Consider the following 18,529-nt stretch of genomic DNA (forward strand, 5'->3'; position numbering starts at 1 on the left):
GCAAGGCTGCTCCTACACAGAGGGCGTGAGGGGTGGGTCAGCCCATCAAGCCGCGCACGCAGAAATACAGGATCGAAGGGCCCATCAAGCAGCCCAAGCCGGTATGGAAGGTAGCAGTCAGCGCGCCGTACGGCACCAGCCGCCGGTCCGTGGCCGCCAAGCCTGCGGTCACCCCCGACACCGTCCCCGCCAAACCACCGAACACCATGGCCGAACGCGGGTTGTCCAGGGCCAGCAGGCGGGCCGACACCGGGGTGAATACCATCACCAGGATGGCCTTGATCAACCCGGTGGCTATCGACAAAGCCATCACGTCCGAGCTCGCACCCAGCGCCGCCCCAGTCACCGGCCCGACGATATAGGTCACCGCGCCCGCGCCAATGGTGGTCATGCTTACGGCATCGCGATAGCCGAAGGCATAGGCCACCGCCGCACCGACGATAAACGGCAGCACCGTGCCCAGCAGCAACGCCACGGCGCCAATCATCCCGGCCTTGCGCGCCTCGGTGGCCTGCACTTCGAAGGCCGTGGCGACGATGGCGAAGTCGCGCAGCATCGCCCCACCCATCAGGCCGATGCCAGAGAACAGTGCCATGTCCGCCAGGCCCTTTTGCCCGCCGGTCACGGTACCGCCAACCCAGGCCAGCACCAGCCCAATGACGATGGCAATCGCCGAGCCGTGCACCCGGCCGAACGTCAGGTATTTCGACATCAGTACCGACAACCACATGATCGCCCCGACAACCGCGAACGCGGTGATCAGGCCGTTGTGTTCCAAGGCATTGTCAATGATCGGCCACATGATCAGCGCCCTCCTGCAGGGGCAACCTGCACAGGGGTTTCGGGTGTGGGCTCCAGTGCGGGCAAGGGTTCACCGCGGTGGCTGCGGCTGATCAGCGCGATGGTCGCGCCACACACCAGTACCGCGCCGACGGCCGCCAGCAGCGCCACCGGCCCGCCGTGCAGGGCCGTGACCACGTTCTGCTGGGCCGCCATGGCCACCACCACCGGAATGTACATCGCGCCCCAGAAGCCGACGCCGAACTCGCACTCCTTGCTCATGCCGCCATGGCGGTGCATGTACAGCCGCGCACAGATCAGCAGGATCATGGCGATACCGACCCCGCCCACGTTGGATTTGACGCCCAGCAGCACGCCCAGGAAGTCGCCGACGATAACGCCGGCAAGCGTGCACACCGCCAGCAGAGCCACACCATAAATAATCATTGTTGTTGTCCTCAGGTGTTGTCGAAGTTGCTTGTTGTTGTCCTTCGCGTTGCACAGCACGGTCATCGGTTGCCGGCCACCTCCTGACGCATTAGGACGTCGACGCTGTCCAGCCGAGTGGACTCGATGGCTACCACGCGGCCATTGGCGAACACCTGGCGGGCCAGGCCGCTGAGCACACTGCCCGGTGGTATTTCCAGGTGCAGGCGCACCCCGCGTTCATAGGCGTTGCGCAACGTGGCACGCCAATCCACCACCCGCGCCATGTTGCCGGCCAAGTCGTCGCGCAAGCGTTGCGGGTCGTGGATCGGCCGTGCACTGCTGCTGCTCAGGTAGGTGATGATGGGCCTTCGCAGTTCGACCGTAGCAAAGGCCTCGGCCAGTTCCGCAGCCGGGGCGTCGAGCAGCGGGCAATGGGACGGCACGCTGACCGCCAGGCGCCGCGCGACGCCCTGGCCCAGGCTGCGCGCGCGTTGGGCCACCGCAGCCATGGCCGCCTCACTGCCGGCAATGACGATCTGGTTTTCGCTGTTGAGGTTGGCGATGTAGACCTCACCGCCCGCCTCCACCAGCAAGCGCTCGACACTTGCCAGGTCCAGGCCACTCAGCGCGGTCATGCCATACCCCTGCGGATAGGCGCGCTGCATCAACTCACCGCGCAGGGCAACCAGGCGCACGGCATCGGCGAACGCCAGCGCACCGGCCGTGACAGCGGCGGGATACGCCCCTATCGACAGCCCTGCCACATAGTCGGGGGCGGGACTTTGCTGCAGCAGTCGGCGCGCCCAGGCCACCCCGGTCAGCAACAGGCACAGCTGCACGGCCCGGGTGCTCTGCAATGCCTGCTCGCTGTCCAGACCCAGCACGTCATGGCCCAGCGTATCGCTGGCCTCCTTCAACAGTGGGCCAGCCCCCTCGGGCAAGCGGTGCAACATGCCTACCTGCTGGGCACCCTGGCCGGGGAACGCGAACAAACTGCTCATGCCGCACACGCCCAAGCTGCCCAGGGGTCGGCCACCAAGCGCGCGCCATGGGGCGACTTGAGCAGTACGCGCCGGGCAACACCGGCCCACTCACGCAGGGCGACGGCACCTGCCGGTGTTTCCAATTGCACATCGATACGGCATGGCGCGCAGTCCAGTATGTCCAGCAGTTCCCGCGCTTTTGCGCGTGCCAGGGGGTGCGGCGTGCGCACGACCACGTCCAGGTCACTGGCCAGGTGCAGCACGCCAGTCTCGGTGGCGAGTTGGTACCCCACTCCACCTGTCGGCCCCCAGGCCAGCCCGGTGGTATCGAGTACCGGGGCCACCGACGCCAACGCCTGCAATGCTGGCCACGGGCTCGGTGCTTTCCAGCGCAGGGCCTCAGGGCTTTGCAGGCGTTGGATATCGGCCAGGCGCATCTGTGTGCCCAGCCGCTGATCCCGGCTCAGGCCGCGCAGGCCCACCGCCACCCAGCCGTCAGCGCAGGCGGCACGGCGCACCACCACAGGCTGACCGCTTGCCACCACCTGATGCGCCCACTGCGGGGCATCTTCAGGCAGCGCGCAAAGGGGCAACCCCCACAACAGGTCGTGCGCGCGTGGGCTATTCATCTCAGGCCCCCTGCCACTGACGGCGCAAGTGTTCGCGCACCTCGCGGGAGGCACGCCGGTTTTCGCCCGCCAGCCGCGATGACAGGTCGGTCGAGTTGCCGATATCGCGCACCGCTTCGGCCAAGCAGGTACGTACCTTGGCCAGGTCGGCCGCACTTGGCGTCTCGGCGTTGTCCACACCAAGACGTCGCCACAGCAAGCCCAGCGAGGCATAGCTGTCGAGGTCATAGGCCATCGGCGGTACTTCGGCGGCCAGGGCCTCCAGCGCTTCGACGCTGCGCAATGTAATACGCGCGGCAGCGGCCTTGCCCATGGCGTGCACCATCACCCCAGCGTCGTCCAGCGCGATCAGGCGCTGGGCTTGATAGCCATGCGCGAGGAAGGCGCCAGACATCGCCTTGCCGACCAGCAGCCCAATCACCGGGTGCCCGGCCAAGCGCGCCTCGGCATACGCCTGCACAGCACCGGCCAGCGCCTGGTGAATGCCCAGCGCCTCTTCGCGGCGGCCATAGGCCTGGCTGGGCACATCGATGACGGCGATGATGGCCCGCTTCTCGCCGTCGCGGTCCGCCGCGACCGCTTCGCTCACCGCCTTGGCCAGCCCCCAGCCTTCCAGCAAGCCGACCTCGCCCGCACGCGCCCGGGGGAACGGGTTGTGCGCATCGGGCACCACGGCAATGAAGCGTGCCAGGCGGTTGTCCAGTTCGCCGTCGATCACCTGCAGCGACGCGGGGTAACCCGGCAGCGCTTGCCCGCCGGCCAGGCCCGGCAGCCAGTTCATGGCTCGGTTCATTTGGCTTCTCCTTGGTAGAGGCTGCGTACAGCGGCGGCATCCAGTTGCGGGCAGTCATCGCCGAGGCGCGACAGCCGCTCGAGGTACCAGGCGTGGCGGCGAGCACGGTCTGTGGCGGGGGTGTCGAGCAGGTGCAAAAGCTGCTGGCGTATTGCATCTGCATCATCGGCCACATAGCCGTCGACCAGCCCACTGGCATGGCGCTGCTCGCCACCGGTCAGGCTCCAGATAAAGGGGCGGTCCTTGGCGTCGTATTCGGCGATGCCCGCTTCCTGCTCGATGACCTGCGGGCCATTGAGGCCCAGGCGCGCCTCACGGGTAACCAGCAGGTGGCTGCACAAGCCGGCAGCGATGGACATACCGCCGAAGCAGCCGACCGAGCCTGCGATCACGCCGATCACCGGCTGGTAGCTGCGCAGCTCGATGATCGCGGCCTGGATCTCGGCGATTGCCGCCAGGCCGAGGTTGGCTTCCTGCAGGCGCACGCCACCGGTTTCCAACAGCAGCACGGCGCAGGTCGGGGTGCCGTTGTGGTTGTCTTCGATGGCCAATTCCAGTGCACCGGCGATCTTCGCCCCGCCCACCTCGCCCATGCTGCCGCCCTGGAAGCCACCCTCGATAGCGGCGACCACAGTATTGCGGCCATTCAGCCGGCCTTTGGCAATGACCACGCCATCATCGGCCTGGGGCACGATGCCCTGGCGCGGCAGCCAAGGTGACATGAGCCGGTCGAAGGGGCCCAGCAGCTCGCGGAACGTTCCCGGGTCAAGTAGTGCCCGGGCGCGCTGGCGGGCACCCATTTCGACGAGGCTGCGGCTGTGCAGCAAACGTTCGGTGTCAGTCATGGGCGATCTCCTCGAAACCTTGCTCCAGGCGCAGGCGCACCACCCCTGGCGTGGCGCCAAAATCATGGATGTCGATATTCACCGCTGGCCATTGGCGGCCTTCGAACAGGCGCTGGAACAGTTGCGTCCAGCGCGCGCCGCTGCCGTTGACCGACGTCACGACCTGGATCTGCAAGCTGCCGGCGATGCCGGGTTCGATCAGCACTTCGAGGTCGCCGGAGCTGACGCAGCCGACCACGGTGCGCCCGCGCCCCGGTTCGGCGGCGGGAAATTGAAAGGTCAGGGTTTCCATGTCACAGGCTCCCGGCTTTGTCGAGGAACAGGCAGGCCGCCAACAGATCGGCAGCGCCACCCGGAGAGGCATTCAGTTGCAGCAAGTGTTCATCCAAAAGGCGCAGTTGCCGGCGCCCGTCCAGCGTGGCGCTGCCACCGGCGTCCAGGACCGCGCGGGCCCCCTGCTGGACCGTGGCCAGCCCTTGTGGCCCGGCGCGCCAAAGCACGCAGGTGTCGGCCAGCGCCGCCATGATCGCCAGCAAGGCATCGAGCCGCGCGTGGGTTTCGCTGGCACCTAAGGCACGGCTGCGCTGTAGCTGTGGCAGGCCATGCGCGATAACCACTGGGAAGCCCAATTGCGCCTGTTCACGGGCACCGCCGCTGCCATACCGGCGCCTTACCTGGGCACCATGGCTGTCTTCCGAGGTTGCGCCCGGGTCGTCGATCAGCGCGATGCGCCCGGCGCGGGCCGCCACTGCGCACGGGTCAGCGTGGGGACCCAGGGCACGGGCTGCCACCAGCAGCCCCAGGGCCCAGATCGCGCCTCGGTGGGTATTCACCCCGCCGGTGGTCGCCAGCATCGCGGCCTCGCCTTCGCGGCCAATGCGGCCTAGCGCAGTGCGCAAGGGCTGGCCGACGCCGCCAATGGCCTCGGCCGCTTCGGCCATCTGCCGCAGGCACGGCCACAGGGCCAGCGCCGACGCATGCATCAACGCTAACGTCATGTCGGTGTGCGCACCGTTGCTGCGGCGGTCTACCAGGCCCGGTTTGGGCGACAGGTCGGCTTCGTCGATCAAGGCTTCTACTGCCAAATCCGCCAGGTGGTCAGCCAGAGGGATTTCGGTTGTCTGTTCAGCCCTCTTCGCGGGCAAGCCCGCTCCCACAGAGCCCCCACTGGCTTCAAGGCCCGTGACATACCTGTAGGAGCGAGCTTGTTCGCGAAGCAGCCCTTGCGATTGCAGGTCGAATACTTTCATCACCAGCTCCTGAACCGTGCGGGTGGGTTGTACAGGCCACCGGACCATTCCACCAGGTCGGCGATGCTGCGCGCAGCCAGCAGTTCACGGCTGGCATCGGTTCGGCGGATGCCCAAGTCCTCGGGCAACGCCACCAGGCCCTGCTGGCGCAGGCGCTGGGTGTCTTTGGGGTCATGCCGCAAGCCAATGGCGGTGACACCGGCCACGGCTGCAATCATCTGCTGGCGTTCCTCAAGGCTGCGCGCCTTGTACAGGTAGGCGATGCCTTCTTCGGTGAGCAAGTGGGTAACGTCGTCGCCGTAGATCATCACCGGTGCCAGCGGCATGCCGGCTTTTTTCGCCACTTCAACCGCATCGAGGGTTTCGACGAAGGTGGGCTTGCCGCCCTCCTGGTAGGTCTCGACCATCTGCACCACCAGCTTGCGGCCGCGCTCGAGCATTGTTTCGGGCACGGTCATGTCAAGCCAGGCCGGTGTCGCGTGGCGGCGCCCACGGGGGTCGTGGCCCATGTTCGGCGCACCGCCAAAGCCCGCCAGGCGGCCGCGGGTCACGGTCGAAGAATGGCCGTCGCCATCCACTTGCAACGTGGCGCCGATAAACAGGTCGACGGCGTACTGCCCCGCCAGCTGGCACATCATGCGGTTGGAGCGCAGCGAGCCGTCGCGGCCGGTGAAAAACACGTCCGGGCGCTGGGCGATGTAGTCCTCCATGCCCAATTCGGTACCAAAACAATGCACGCTCTCGACCCAACCCGTTTCGATAGCGGGAATCAGCGTGGGGTGGGGGTTGAGCGTCCAGTTGCGGCAAATTTTGCCTTTCAGGCCAAGGGATTCGCCATAGGTCGGCAAGATCAGCTCGATGGCTGCGGTATTGAACCCAATGCCATGGTTCAGCGACTGCACCTGGTGTTTTTCATAGATGCCACGGATCGCCATCATCGCCATCAGCACATGCACCGGCTTGATATGGCGTGGGTCGCGGGTGAACAGCGGCTCGATGTAGAACGGCTGGTCGGCGACCACCACGAAGTCGACCCAGGACGCGGGGATATCGACGCGCGGCAGGTCGTCGACCCGCTCCACCAATTGGTTGACCTGGGCAATGACGATGCCGTCACTGAAGGCGGCGGGTTCGACCAGGGCCGGGGTGTCTTCGGTGCTGGGGCCGGTATAGAGGTTGCCATCCCGGTCGGCCATGAAGCCCGCGACCAGGGTCACGTTGGGGATGAGGTCGACCAGCAGCCGGGAGTACAGCTCGATGTAGGTATGGATGGCGCCGACTTCGAGCAGGCCGTCTTCCAGCAGTTGCCCGATGCGCAGGCTCTGTGGCCCGGCGAACGAGAAGTCGAGCTTGCGGGCGATGCCCCGCTCGAACAGGTCGAGGTGTTCGGCACGGCTGACGCTGGGCATGATCATGTGCAAATCGTGCAGCCGCGCCGGGTCGACCTTGGCCAGTGAGCAGGAGAGAAAATCGGCCTGCTTCTGGTTGTTGCCTTCCAGCACCACCCGGTCGCCGGGGGCGAGTAACAGTTCCAGTGCCTCGACGATATGCGCGGTGGGCAGCACCACGCCGTCGGCGAGGTGGCGGACCCGGTCGAGGCGGCGCTGCTTCTCGGCGCGCCGCCGCGACCATTGCGGCGGTGGATTCTTGGTTGTTGTCATGGTGACTCCACGGGTTCGCTGTCGTGGAGCCACCTTAGGGCGAGGCGTGAGGGTGCATCAATCAAGCTGGATGGGTGATCGTTACGCTCAGGTTAATGAATTGAGGGTGGGGTGGGCTTGGGGTGTATGGCGTGATATTAGTGGGGGGGCGCAGATCGAGCGCCGCCCGCGCGGCGCTTCGCGAGCAACGCTCGCTCCTACGTTTGTTTCAGGCCAATTATTCCTGGGGCAAACGCACGCGACCGTCTTGGTGCATGGCGCAATATTGCGTCGGACCAACAAGGCGGTCGCGCGCAAATGGCACAGGCCGCACTGGCCCGAAACAAACGTAGGAGCGAGCGTTGCTCGCGAAGCGCCGCGCGGGCGGCGCTCGATCTCCCAGGCGCTGCAAGGCTTAACCTGAACACAAGGCAAAAATGCAGAACACCCCTGCAGATTTGCCGATTGTGCACGACAAATTCGCATGACAGGATCCAGTGATCCTCCAGCGAACTCCAGACTTCACTTGGAAAATCAATAACAAAGCAGGGAGAACGCGATGACCGCGCATGCTTACACTTCGGCAACGGATCATGTCTTGGCTGAAGTCCGCAACCAGATTGGCCACCTGACCCTGAACCGCCCCGCCGGCCTCAATGCCTTGACCCTGGATATGGTGCGCAGCCTGCGCCAGCACTTCGACCAATGGGCAGACGACCCGCAGGTGCGCGCAGTGGTACTGCGTGGTGCGGGCCCTAAAGGGTTTTGCGCCGGTGGCGATATCCGCTCGCTGCACGACAGCTACAAAAACGCAGAACGCCTGCATGAAGACTTTTTCGTCGAGGAATACGCGCTCGACCTGTGCATCCATCATTACCGCAAACCGGTGCTTGTGCTGATGGATGGCTTCACCCTCGGCGGCGGCATGGGCCTGGCTCAAGGCTGTGACCTGCGGGTGGTGACCGAACGCAGCCGGCTGGGCATGCCGGAAGTCGGCATCGGCTATTTCCCGGATGTGGGCGGCAGCTATTTCCTCTCACGCCTCCCTGGCGAGCTGGGCACTTACCTCGGTGTCACTGGCACCCAGATCCAGGCCGCCGACGCCCTGTATTGCGGGCTCGCCGACTGGCACGTGCCCTGCGATAAACTCACCGCACTCGACCAGGGCCTGGACCGCCTGACCTTTGGCGACCACCCGCTCAAGGACCTGCAAGGCCTGCTGGCCAAGCTCGGCACTCAGGTGCTGGATGACGCGCCGCTGGAGAAGCTGCGCCCGGTCATCGACCATTTCTTTGCCCTCCCCGACCTGCCAGCGATCATCGAGCAACTGCGCACCGTCAGCATCGGCGACAGCCACCCATGGGCCCTGGCAACCGCCGACCAGCTGGAAAGCCGCTCGCCACTGGCCATGGCGGTTACGCTGGAAATGCTGCGCCGCGGTCGCCACCTGGCACTTGAGGCGTGCTTTGCCATGGAGCTGCACCTGGACCGCCAGTGGTTCCAGTACGGCGACATCATCGAGGGCGTGCGTGCCCTGATCATCGACAAGGACAAGCAGCCCCGCTGGAACCCGCCCACCCTGGCCGAGCTCGAGCGCCAGCGGGTCGACCAATTCTTCGAAGGCCTGTGAGCCCGGGAGTACACAGATGCAAGACCTGGAACTGAGCGAAGAGCAGATCATGATCCGCGACATGGCCCGGGACTTTTCCCGTGGCGAAATCGCGCCCCATGCCCAGGCCTGGGAAAAAGCCGGCTGGATCGATGATGGCGTGGTCCGCAAGATGGGCGAGCTGGGGCTGCTCGGCATGGTGGTGCCTGAAGCCTTTGGCGGCAGCTACACCGATTACGTCGCCTACGCCCTGGCCGTGGAAGAAATCTCCGCAGGCTGCGGCGCCACCGGGGCGATGATGAGCATCCACAACTCGGTGGGCTGCGGCCCGTTGCTGGCGTATGGCACAGCCGAACAGCAACAGGCTTGGTTGCCACGCCTGGCCACGGGCGAGGTGATTGGCTGCTTCTGCCTGACCGAACCCCAGGCCGGCTCCGAGGCGCACAACCTGCGCACCCGTGCCGAGCGCGTGGAGGGCGAATGGGTAATCAACGGGTCCAAGCAGTTCGTCAGCAATGCCCGCCGAGCGGGCCTGGCGATCGTCTTTGCGGTGACCGACCCGGAACTGGGCAAGAAAGGCCTGTCGGCTTTCCTGGTACCCACTGACAACCCTGGCTTCAAGGTTGACCGCAGCGAGCACAAGATGGGCATCCGCGCCTCGGATACCTGCGCGGTGACCTTCGACAACTGCCGCATCCCGGTTGCCAATATGCTCGGTGAGCGCGGCAAGGGCCTGGCCATCGCCTTGTCCAACCTCGAAGGTGGGCGTATCGGCATTGCCGCGCAGGCATTGGGTATCGCCCGCGCCGCGTTCGAAGCCGCGCTGGTCTACTCCCGTGATCGGGTGCAGTTCGGCAAGCCGATCAACGAACACCAGAGCATCGCCAACCTGCTGGCCGACATGCAGGTACAGGTGAATGCCGCACGCCTGCTGATCCTGCATGCGGCCCGCTTGCGCAGTGCCGGCAAGCCGTGCCTGTCGGAGGCTTCGCAGGCCAAGCTGTTCGCGTCGGAAATGGCCGAGCGGGTATGTTCCATGGCCATCCAGGTGCATGGTGGCTATGGCTACCTGGAGGATTACCCGGTGGAACGCTATTACCGGGACGCACGGATCACGCAGATCTACGAAGGCTCGAGCGAGATCCAGCGGATGTTGATTGCGCGGGAGCTCAAGCACTATCCGCTGTAGCGGGTCGCCAAACCTGTGGGCGCCGGCAAGCCAGCCCCACAGGTTCCAGCTAAATCAGCCCGATTCAGCGCCAATACCGCTCATCATCCACTATCCGCGCATGGGCCTCGAACAGCGCGGGTAGCTGTTCCTTGAGGTAGTCGATCCAGGTACGCACCTTGGCATCCAGGTAGTGCCGCGACGGGTAGATCGCGTACAGCGCACACTCGCGCAGGCGATACGGGGCCAGCAGCCGGCGCAAACGCCCCTGCTCGATGGCCTGGCTGGCGGTGTAGAACGGCAACAGCCCGATGCCCATGCCCAACTCGCTGGCCAGCAGCATGGCGTCGGCCACATTGGTCAGGAAGCTGTCTCGCGGCGCGATCACGCACTGATCGACGCCTTGCGGGAATACCCAGTCGCCTTCATACATCGGATACGCCATGCGCAGGCAACGATGATCATGCAGGTCTTCCGGCCGCTCAGGTACCCCAAAGGTTTCCAGGTAGCTGGGCGCGGCACAGGGGATGCTGAAGATGTCGCCCAAGGGCACTGCGATCAATTGCGAGTCCGGCAAGGCCCCGTCCACAGTGATCACCACGTCATGCCCTTCAGCCAGCGGGTCGGGGTTGCGTTGGGACAGGGTCAATTCGACCACCACCTCCGGGCACAGCGCGTTGTAGCCCGCCACCAGCGGCATCAGCAGCAGGCCCAGGCCATGCGGGCAATGCAGGCGCAAGCGGCCACGGGGCGTGAGGTGCGCGCCGCGCGCTTCGCCCACGGCTTCTTCGGTCAACAACATGATTTGCCGGGCGCGCTCAAGAAAACGCTCGCCCGCCTCGCTCATGCGCAAACGGCGCGTGGTGCGGTGTAGCAGACGGGTCTGTAGCTGGTTCTCAAGCTCGGCAACGATACGCGACACCTGCGCCGCTGAAATATCCAGGGCATTGGCAGCCGCCGCAAAGCTGCCGCACTCCACCACCCGGGTGAAGGTACGCATGGCATGCAGCATGTCCATGAGGGATGGGCTCCTTGTTCAATCTTATTCTTACGTTCAAGGCAGGAATCTATCACGGGTTAGCCCATTTATTGTGGATCACCAATGAATACATCATTGGTAAAACATCGAAAAAGGAACCTGCCATGAAACGTTCGATCGCTGTGCTTGCCGTTACCGCTGCCCTCGCCTCGTTCGGCGCCTTGGCTGACGCGGGCTCTAACCAGCCTGTTGCCAACAGCAACTACGAATACGGCATGCCGCTGGATGTGGCCAAAGTCATCTCCATCACCCCAGCCAGCAATGCAGCCGATTGCCAGGTTGGCACCGCGCACATGGTCTATGTCGACCATCAAGGCCACACCCGCGAAATCAAATACCGGGAAATGGGCAACTGCTCGCAGCAGTAAGTCAGGCCAATACCTGGTTGATCCAGGTGATTTGCCGGGCGAAATCGTCGCGCTTTTCCTGTGGGATTGCATCCCGGGCGCGTTCGAAGTTGGCCAACGTCTGCTGCTTCTGACGCAACATGCGCTGCCATTTGGTCATGAACGCTGGGCTTTTCTCGCGCATCAACAGTGGGCCGAAGTACAGTTCTTCGGCGGTATACACCACTGCCTCACACGGTTCGGCGACGATGATTTCGTAGTCGAAGCGGTTCTCCCGCAGCAACTCTTCGCTGACGATGCGATAGCCATTGGTCATTAGCCAGCCCCGCAGCGCGCACTCGCCGCCGTTGGGTTGCAGGATCAGGCGCTCGGTGCCGTTCAAGCGATGCTTGCCGCGTTCCAGAATTTCGCACATGGTGTCGCCGCCCATGCCGCAGAGGCTGACGGCAGAGATCCGGTCGTTTAATTCGATCGCTTCCAGCCCATCGGCCAGGCGAATGGTGATGCGTGCTTCCAAGCCATTGCGGCGCACATTGCGCTGAGCGGAGGCAAAGGGCGTCTGCGCCACTTCACCGGCCACGCCCGCTTCGATAGTGCCGCGCAGCATCAACGCTACCGGCAAGTAACCGTGGTCCGAGCCGATATCGGCCAGGCGCGCGCCGTGTGGCACATGCGCCGCCACGCGCTCCAGGCGCATGGAGAGTGTCTGTTCGTTCAACGTAAGCCCCTTGCTCGACAACCGGGCGCGATTCTGACGATCAGGGCGCGGCATTACAATGCGTAAAAGCCGAATGGCCCGGTTGCGGCAAGGGCAGCGGCTATTTACGCGCCTCCAGGATCAGGTTGAACGGTGTCTGCGTCGCACGCCGGAACCGAGTGAACCCCGCCTCTTCGAACACAGCTCGCAGCCGTGCCTCCCCGGCCTGGGCACCCAACCCCAATCCCACCTCCTGAGACAGCGAGTTCGGCGTGCAGATAAACGTCGACGCTGCGTAGAACAAGCGCCCAACCGGCGTCAGGTTGCCCTCTAGCGAATCTTCGGCATACGGTTCCACCAGCATCACCGTGCCGTCAGCCTTCAAGGCACGGTAGGCATGACGCGCCGCGCCCACTGGGTCACCCATGTCGTGCAGGCAATCGAAGAAACACACTAGGTCATGGTCGTGGCCGGGGTAGTCCTTAGCGGTGGCCTGCTGGAAATGCACCCGCGCGCCCAACCCCGCCTCTTCGGCGCGCTGGTTGGCGGTGGCGATGGATGGCCCGTGATAGTCGTAGCCGACAAAGGTCGATGCAGGAAACGCCTGGGCCATGACCAACGTCGAGGCGCCATGGCCACAGCCCACATCGGCCACCTTGGCGCCCGCTTGCAGTTTCGCCACTACCCCGTCCAGCGCCGGCAGCCACTCGGCCACCAGGAACGTCCGATAACCCGGCCGGAAGAACCGCTCGGTGCCGCTGAACATGCACGGGTGATGGTCGCCCCACGCTAATCCGCCGTCGCCACGCATGGCCGCAACCAGCTTGTCTTTGTCGTGAAACAGCGCCGCCACCACCGCGGCGCCACCGGCCATGTAGGCCGGCGAATCCTCCAGCGCCAGGGCCATGGCCTGTTCTTCGGGCAGCACGAAACTGCCCTTGTCATGCACCATGTAGCCCGACGCCGCCTGGGCATTGAGCCATTCGCGCACCAGGCGCGGGTGGCAACCGGTCTTGGCCGCCAGCGCGTCGGGGGTGGTCGGCAGGCTGTCGGCCATCGCCCGGTACAGCCCGAGCTCGTCGCCCAGAATGACATTGGCCAGGGTCGCCGCAGCGCCCATGTCACCCACCAGCTTGCCCATGAATTCGTGAAGCCGTGCCTCGTCCATGACCTGCCCTCCTCTGCAAGAAGGCCACCGTCGACGAGGGAAGTCCGGGTCCGAGGGGGCGGTGGTCGAATGATTTGAAAGGCGCGCCGCACCACCAGCTGCGACGGGCTGTTTGTAAGTTTAGATGCCAAGAACTAAGCAGAGGCGGTTTTGGACTACGTCTACCCGGGAAAACAAGAAGGAGGTTATCGGCTACTTCTGGTGACCGTTAGCAATAGCATCAAACACCTGACGACGGCTGGTGATGTGATTGCAGATGGACGATATAGAACTGGCAGCACTGATTGGCTTCAAGCAGGCTGCTCGAGGTCAAATAGTACTGGAAACCCGGAACAAAACCCTCAACCTGGATAACCGGTTAATGGTCGAGGAAATTGATCATAAGGCTATAGAGGCCCATGAGCGCTGGCATCCCAACCCACATGACTTCGGCTGGGATCGTGTGTTGCAATGGAAGCGCCGACGTGCTCATGCACGCGCGCTGGACATTGCCATATGGCATGGCAATGCGCTTGCTGGCCTTTGTTGGGCTTCACCACAAGGCAGCAAGGAAAAGATCATGGTGCTTTACCTTCAGCGTAACCCAGACAATTACCTGGTGACACGAGGCTACATAGCGCCCTTGTGCATGAGCGGCGTCCGCTTCTACGCCCTTATGCTCGGGTTGAAATGGGTTGTAGTGAAAGACCCACTCCCTGAAGCGCGTATCGCCTATCAACAGAATGGTTTCCGGCAGGTAAAAGGTATCGGGCTTGCCTATGACCTACGTGGTGATTATGCTGCCTTCAACCATGAGGAAATACATGATGTCGACTAAAAGCAGCGATTTCAGCGCATCTGTAGCGCATTTCAGGGCAATTGCTGACGCAAAACTGACGCGCTTGCGGCAGTCGGCGCAGTACGAGAGTTTGCTGAATGGGGACGCAATAGAAGCGTTCACCAAGGTCGAGGGATCTGTCTACGCGGGTGCCTCAGGCAAGCGCCGCAAGTGCTCGCTTGGCTGAACCTGACTGCGCGGCTCTGGAGAAGCAGCCGCGCAAGCCAGCAACAGTGATTGCCCCAATAACACCAACCTCGAACTTTTACGGCGCTTCACCACCCGACGGCGGATTCAGCTGCAGCACCTCATTGGTATACGTCCACTCCTGCTGCACCCTGTCCGGGTGCTCGTTCAGGCGAATGCCGTAAGACGGCACGATCTGCTTGATCTTCGCTTGCCACTGCGGCGAGGCCACCTTGTCCTTGAACACCTTGTTCAACACATCCAGCATGATCGGCGGCGCGGTCGAGGCACCCGGTGAGGCCCCAAGCAGGCCGGCGATGCTGCCGTCCTTGGACGTGACCACTTCGGTACCCAGCTTGAGCACCCCACCCTGGGCCTCGTCCTTCTTGATGATCTGCACCCGCTGGCCGGCTTGCCACAGGCGCCAGTCTTCCTTCTTGGCCTCGGGGAAGTAGGTGCGCAGCGCTTCGAAGCGGTCATCGTCCGACTGCAAAACCTGACCGACCAGGTATTGCACCAGATCGAACTCACGTACCCCTACCCTCACCATCGGCCAGGCGTTGTGAACACTGGCGCTGGCGAACAGGTCGAGCAACGAGCCCTGCTTGAGGAACTTGGTCGAGAAGGTAGCAAACGGCCCGAACAGGATCATGCGCTTGCCATCGAGGACCCGGGTGTCCAGGTGCGGTACCGACATCGGCGGCGCGCCGGTTGCCGCAATGCCATAGGCCTTGGCCATGTGGCGCTGGGCAATGGCCGGGTTATCGGTGACCAGGAACGAACCACCGACCGGGAAGCCGGCATAGTCCTTGGCTTCATCGATGCCGGACTTCTGCAACAGGGGCAGCGCCGCGCCGCCGGCACCGATGAACAAGAACTTGGCATCGGTGGCAGCCTGGCTGCCATCTTTCAGGTTTTTGTACTCGACATGCCATGAGCCGTCGGCGTTGCGGGTGATGTCCTGTACCTCGCTCGACAGCTTGAGGTCGAAGTTAGGCCGAGTCTGCAGGTAACCCACATACTGCCGAGTGATCTCGCCAAAGTTGACGTCGGTACCGATCGGCGTCCAGGTCACGGCCAGTTTCTGATTGGGGTCGCGGCCCTCCATCATCAAGGGCACCCATTTGCGGATCTGTTCGTGGTCTTCGGAATACTGCATGGGCTTGAACAGCGGGCTGGCTTGCAACGCCTCATAACGTTTCTTCAGGAAGCGAATGTTGTCGTCGCCCCAGACGAAGCTCATGTGCGGCGTGGTGTTGATAAAGGAATGGGGGTTCTTCAATACGCCCTGCTTGACCTGCCAGGCAAGGAATTGGCGGGTGATCTGGAATGACTCGTTGATCTCCACGGCCTTACTGATGTCGATCTTGCCATCTTTTTCTGGCGTGTAGTTCAGCTCTGCCAAGGCCGAGTGGCCGGTACCGGCGTTGTTCCAGCCGTTGGAGCTTTCTTCGGCCACCTTGTCCAGGCGCTCGACCATCTCCATCGACCAGCCGGGCTCCAGCTCGTTGAGCCAGATAGCCAGGGTCGAACTCATGATGCCGCCGCCCACCAGCAGTACATCGACCTTTTTGGTTTCTGCGGCCTGGGCGTTGAGCATGACTGCGCCCAACCCCATGGCCAGCGCCAGGCCGGCCAGCGCCCGCTTCGCTTCGATCGTGATTTTCATGTCCTCTCCCGCGCGCCTCGTTGCTGTCCGTAAGTCCAGCACAAGCTTAGCTGACGGATTTACTCGGGCATTGATCCACGGCCTTCATCGATGGGGCTTGCAATCAGGGCATTCTCAAAATACTGTATGAATATTCAGTGTTTCGAGTCAGCCGCCATGCAACTCATCGCCAAACTCGGCATTCTTGCCGACGCCGCCAAGTACGATGCTTCCTGCGCCAGCAGCGGTGCCCCCAAGCGTAGTTCGCGCGGCAGCGAAGGCCTGGGTGCCACGGATGGCATGGGCATTTGCCACAGCTATACCCCGGACGGGCGCTGCGTATCGCTGCTCAAGGTGTTGCTGACCAACTTCTGCCTCTACGATTGCCAGTACTGCGTCAACCGGCGCTCCAGCAACGTGCCGCGGGCGCGCTTTACCCCAGAAGAGGTGGTGCGCCTGACCCTCGACTTCTACCGGCGCAACTGCATCAGCGGCCTGTTTCTCAGTTCGGGCATCATCCGCTCGGCCGACTACACCATGGAGCAATTGATCCGCGTGGCACGCCTGCTGCGCGAGGAGCACAACTTCCGCGGCTACATCCACCTCAAGACCATCCCCGATGCCGACCCGCTGCTGATCGAAGAAGCCGGGCGCCTGGCCGACCGCCTGAGCGTCAACATTGAGTTACCGACCGACGCCAGCCTCAAGCGCCTGGCCCCTGAGAAACACGCGCACACCATCCGCCAGGCCATGGCGGTCATCCACCACGGCCAGCAAGCCGTGGCCAACGAACCCAAGGCGCCGCGCTTTACCCCGGCCGGGCAAAGCACCCAGGTCATCGTCGGCGCAGATGCCACCGACGACAGCACCCTGCTGCGCAATGCCGAGTCCTTGTACCAGGGCTACGGCCTCAAGCGCGTGTACTACTCGGCTTTCAGCCCGATCCCCGACAGCCCCGACAGTGTACCCCTGGCAGCGCCGCCGCTGCTGCGGGAACACCGCCTGTACCAAGCCGACTTCCTGCTGCGTGGCTATGGCTACAAGGCCGGCGAACTGCTGGCGCAAAGCGGCAACCTGGCACTGGACATCGACCCGAAGCTTGCGTGGGCGCTGGCCAACCGTGAGGTCTTCCCGCTGGATGTGAACCGCGCCGAGCCAGCCCTGCTGGCACGCATCCCGGGCATCGGCCTGCGCAGCGTGCAGCGTTTGGTAGCGCTGCGACGAGAGCGGCGCATCCGCTACGACGACCTGATTCAACTGCGCTGCGTGCTGGACAAAGCGCGCCCATTCATCGTCACCAGTGACTACCGCCCGGCCCAGGCCGAGCTGCGCAGCGGCCTGCTGCGCGAACGCCTGCGCGAACCCCAGGCACCGGTGCAAATGGGGTTATGGGGATGATCGCGCTCAACTGCGATGACAGCTTCGCCACCTGGCGTGACCAAGCCCGAACGCTGCTGGGCCATGGCATTGACCCAGCCGACGTCACCTGGTCACAAGGCCCGATTGATGATCTGCTGGCCATCCCTGCACCGCTGCCCCAAGGCCCAGGCCCGTTTCGCGGCAAAGTGCCGGCAGCGCTACTGAGCCAGCTGGAGCAGGCAGCCTGCTACCGCGGCGAGCAACGCTGGAACCTGCTGTACGAAGTGCTCTGGCGCGTGGCCCATGGTGACCGCACCGCGATGCTGGCCGGCGATCGCCTGGGCAGCGAATTGCAACGGCGCATCAAACAGGTCAGCCGTGAAGCCCATCACCTGCATGCCTTTGTACGCTTCGTGCCGCTACCCGAAGCGTTGGCGCAGCAGCTGCAACTGGACCTGGTCGCCTACTACGAACCCGCCCACGATATCCTGCACAGGGCCAGTGCGCATTTCGCCGACCGCCTGGGCCGGCAACGCTGGTTGATCGCCACCCCCGCCGACGCTATCCGCTTCGACGGCCAGGCCTTCGACTACCGGCGCACCTGCCCTGACGAGTGGCGGCAATGGGCACGCAATGCCGACGACCCCGGCGCCGAGCTGTGGCGCACCTACTATCGCCACACCTTCAACCCCGCCCGCCTCAACCCGGACGCGCTGCGCCTGCACATGCCGGGGCGGTTCTGGCGGCATTTGCCGGAAGGGATGCTGATACCCCAGCTCGAAGGCCTGGCGCGCCAGGGTAAGCAGCGGGATGGGCAGGCGCTGGAGGTGGCTGCGCAGCGCGGTAAACGGATCAGCAAGGTTGAATGAAGCCCAGCAACATTACCCATCAAGTTCTGGCATCGCTGCAGACGATGCGTCAGCCATAACTTCGTCAATACCGCACTGACTTGACTCAACAGTCACTGTGCCTGCGCGCGCAACCAATAGGTATTTGCCTTAAAGAAGTACACAAGCCGCATTTAGCGAAACTTCCTACAACTCTTTAGGAAGCCATTACGGCGACGAGGAATGGATTCCCCGTTACGGTCTTTGGGTGCACTTATGCCCCGCATTCTACAACGCGTCCGGCCCGATAAACCT

20 protein-coding genes are annotated in these 18,529 nt (G+C 63.8%); 7 read left to right on the forward strand and 13 right to left on the reverse strand.

Annotated elements, in window-relative coordinates:
• Positions 1–37 precede the first annotated feature (37 nt).
• The 9 genes from madM to mdcA form a co-directional block, all read right to left on the reverse strand.
• Positions 38–802 (reverse strand): malonate transporter subunit MadM, encoded by a 765-nt coding sequence (madM, locus tag OO306_RS22510; protein WP_027593478.1) that lies wholly within the window; start codon positions 800–802, stop codon positions 38–40.
• A gap of 2 nt (positions 803–804) precedes the next feature.
• A complete protein-coding gene (madL, locus tag OO306_RS22515; RefSeq protein ID WP_027593479.1) occupies positions 805–1,227 on the reverse strand; it encodes a malonate transporter subunit MadL in 423 nt (140 codons plus the stop codon).
• Positions 1,228–1,289: 62 nt separating this feature from the next.
• On the reverse strand, positions 1,290–2,210 hold the full coding sequence (mdcH, locus tag OO306_RS22520; protein WP_265969963.1) for a malonate decarboxylase subunit epsilon: 921 nt from the start codon (positions 2,208–2,210) through the stop codon (positions 1,290–1,292).
• Complete coding sequence (locus OO306_RS22525) at positions 2,207–2,821, reverse strand: malonate decarboxylase holo-ACP synthase (RefSeq protein WP_027593481.1); 615 nt, start codon at positions 2,819–2,821, stop codon at positions 2,207–2,209. Before OO306_RS22525 ends, mdcH begins: the two co-directional genes overlap by 4 nt.
• A gap of 1 nt (position 2,822) precedes the next feature.
• Positions 2,823–3,614: a biotin-independent malonate decarboxylase subunit gamma gene (gene mdcE, locus OO306_RS22530; RefSeq protein ID WP_265969964.1), complete on the reverse strand. Its 792-nt coding sequence runs from the start codon at positions 3,612–3,614 to the stop codon at positions 2,823–2,825.
• The gene (locus tag OO306_RS22535) at positions 3,611–4,459 is read right to left on the reverse strand and encodes a biotin-independent malonate decarboxylase subunit beta (RefSeq protein WP_265969965.1); all 849 of its coding nucleotides are present in this window, start codon (positions 4,457–4,459) and stop codon (positions 3,611–3,613) included. The genes mdcE and OO306_RS22535 overlap by 4 nt, the downstream gene beginning before the upstream one ends.
• Positions 4,452–4,751 (reverse strand): malonate decarboxylase subunit delta, encoded by a 300-nt coding sequence (locus OO306_RS22540; RefSeq protein ID WP_085272968.1) that lies wholly within the window; start codon positions 4,749–4,751, stop codon positions 4,452–4,454. Before OO306_RS22540 ends, OO306_RS22535 begins: the two co-directional genes overlap by 8 nt.
• Position 4,752: 1 nt before the next feature.
• On the reverse strand, positions 4,753–5,709 hold the full coding sequence (locus OO306_RS22545) for a triphosphoribosyl-dephospho-CoA synthase (protein ID WP_265969966.1): 957 nt from the start codon (positions 5,707–5,709) through the stop codon (positions 4,753–4,755).
• Positions 5,709–7,370, reverse strand: coding sequence for a malonate decarboxylase subunit alpha (gene mdcA / locus OO306_RS22550; protein ID WP_265969967.1), 1,662 nt, complete (start codon positions 7,368–7,370; stop codon positions 5,709–5,711). Before mdcA ends, OO306_RS22545 begins: the two co-directional genes overlap by 1 nt.
• Before the next feature lie 538 nt (positions 7,371–7,908).
• Here mdcA and OO306_RS22555 point away from each other — a divergent pair.
• Both OO306_RS22555 and OO306_RS22560 read left to right on the forward strand, forming a co-directional pair.
• Entirely contained in the window at positions 7,909–8,979 is a 1,071-nt protein-coding gene (locus tag OO306_RS22555; protein ID WP_027593487.1) for an enoyl-CoA hydratase/isomerase family protein, read from the forward strand.
• Positions 8,980–8,995: 16 nt separating this feature from the next.
• Positions 8,996–10,147, forward strand: a complete 1,152-nt coding sequence (locus OO306_RS22560) for an acyl-CoA dehydrogenase family protein (protein WP_265969968.1) — start codon at positions 8,996–8,998, stop codon at positions 10,145–10,147.
• A gap of 64 nt (positions 10,148–10,211) precedes the next feature.
• Here the strand turns inward: OO306_RS22560 and OO306_RS22565 are convergent, their stop codons facing one another.
• A complete protein-coding gene (locus tag OO306_RS22565; protein WP_027593489.1) occupies positions 10,212–11,144 on the reverse strand; it encodes a LysR family transcriptional regulator in 933 nt (310 codons plus the stop codon).
• A 125-nt stretch (positions 11,145–11,269) separates the two neighbouring features.
• On the opposite strand from OO306_RS22565, the gene OO306_RS22570 reads away from it, so the two are divergent.
• A complete protein-coding gene (locus OO306_RS22570; protein WP_265969969.1) occupies positions 11,270–11,533 on the forward strand; it encodes a DUF2790 domain-containing protein in 264 nt (87 codons plus the stop codon).
• A gap of 1 nt (position 11,534) precedes the next feature.
• On the opposite strand, the gene OO306_RS22575 is transcribed toward OO306_RS22570, so the two are convergent.
• Positions 11,535–12,230 carry a tRNA (adenine(22)-N(1))-methyltransferase TrmK gene (locus OO306_RS22575; protein ID WP_265969970.1) on the reverse strand — a complete coding sequence of 232 codons (696 nt, stop codon included), beginning with the start codon at positions 12,228–12,230 and terminating at the stop codon, positions 11,535–11,537.
• A 100-nt stretch (positions 12,231–12,330) separates the two neighbouring features.
• Complete coding sequence (locus OO306_RS22580; RefSeq protein WP_027593492.1) at positions 12,331–13,377, reverse strand: class I SAM-dependent methyltransferase; 1,047 nt, start codon at positions 13,375–13,377, stop codon at positions 12,331–12,333.
• Between the two features lie 256 nt (positions 13,378–13,633).
• Here OO306_RS22580 and OO306_RS22585 point away from each other — a divergent pair, with 256 nt between their 5' ends.
• Both OO306_RS22585 and OO306_RS22590 read left to right on the forward strand, forming a co-directional pair.
• Entirely contained in the window at positions 13,634–14,194 is a 561-nt protein-coding gene (locus OO306_RS22585; RefSeq protein ID WP_157765549.1) for a hypothetical protein, read from the forward strand.
• Positions 14,181–14,381 (forward strand): hypothetical protein, encoded by a 201-nt coding sequence (locus OO306_RS22590; RefSeq protein ID WP_265969971.1) that lies wholly within the window; start codon positions 14,181–14,183, stop codon positions 14,379–14,381. The genes OO306_RS22585 and OO306_RS22590 overlap by 14 nt, the downstream gene beginning before the upstream one ends.
• 78 nt (positions 14,382–14,459) lie before the next feature.
• Here OO306_RS22590 and mqo read toward each other — a convergent pair whose 3' ends face one another.
• Entirely contained in the window at positions 14,460–16,049 is a 1,590-nt protein-coding gene (mqo, locus tag OO306_RS22595; RefSeq protein WP_099429164.1) for a malate dehydrogenase (quinone), read from the reverse strand.
• A gap of 156 nt (positions 16,050–16,205) precedes the next feature.
• Between mqo and OO306_RS22600 the strand changes: the two genes are divergently transcribed.
• Both OO306_RS22600 and OO306_RS22605 read left to right on the forward strand, forming a co-directional pair.
• Complete coding sequence (locus tag OO306_RS22600) at positions 16,206–17,426, forward strand: putative DNA modification/repair radical SAM protein (RefSeq protein ID WP_027593494.1); 1,221 nt, start codon at positions 16,206–16,208, stop codon at positions 17,424–17,426.
• Positions 17,417–18,256, forward strand: a complete 840-nt coding sequence (locus OO306_RS22605) for a TIGR03915 family putative DNA repair protein (protein ID WP_265969972.1) — start codon at positions 17,417–17,419, stop codon at positions 18,254–18,256. The genes OO306_RS22600 and OO306_RS22605 overlap by 10 nt, the downstream gene beginning before the upstream one ends.
• The last annotated feature ends 273 nt before the right edge of the window (positions 18,257–18,529 follow it).

The organism is Pseudomonas sp. DCB_AW, from assembly GCF_026240895.1.
Taxonomy (GTDB): domain Bacteria; phylum Pseudomonadota; class Gammaproteobacteria; order Pseudomonadales; family Pseudomonadaceae; genus Aquipseudomonas; species Aquipseudomonas kermanshahensis.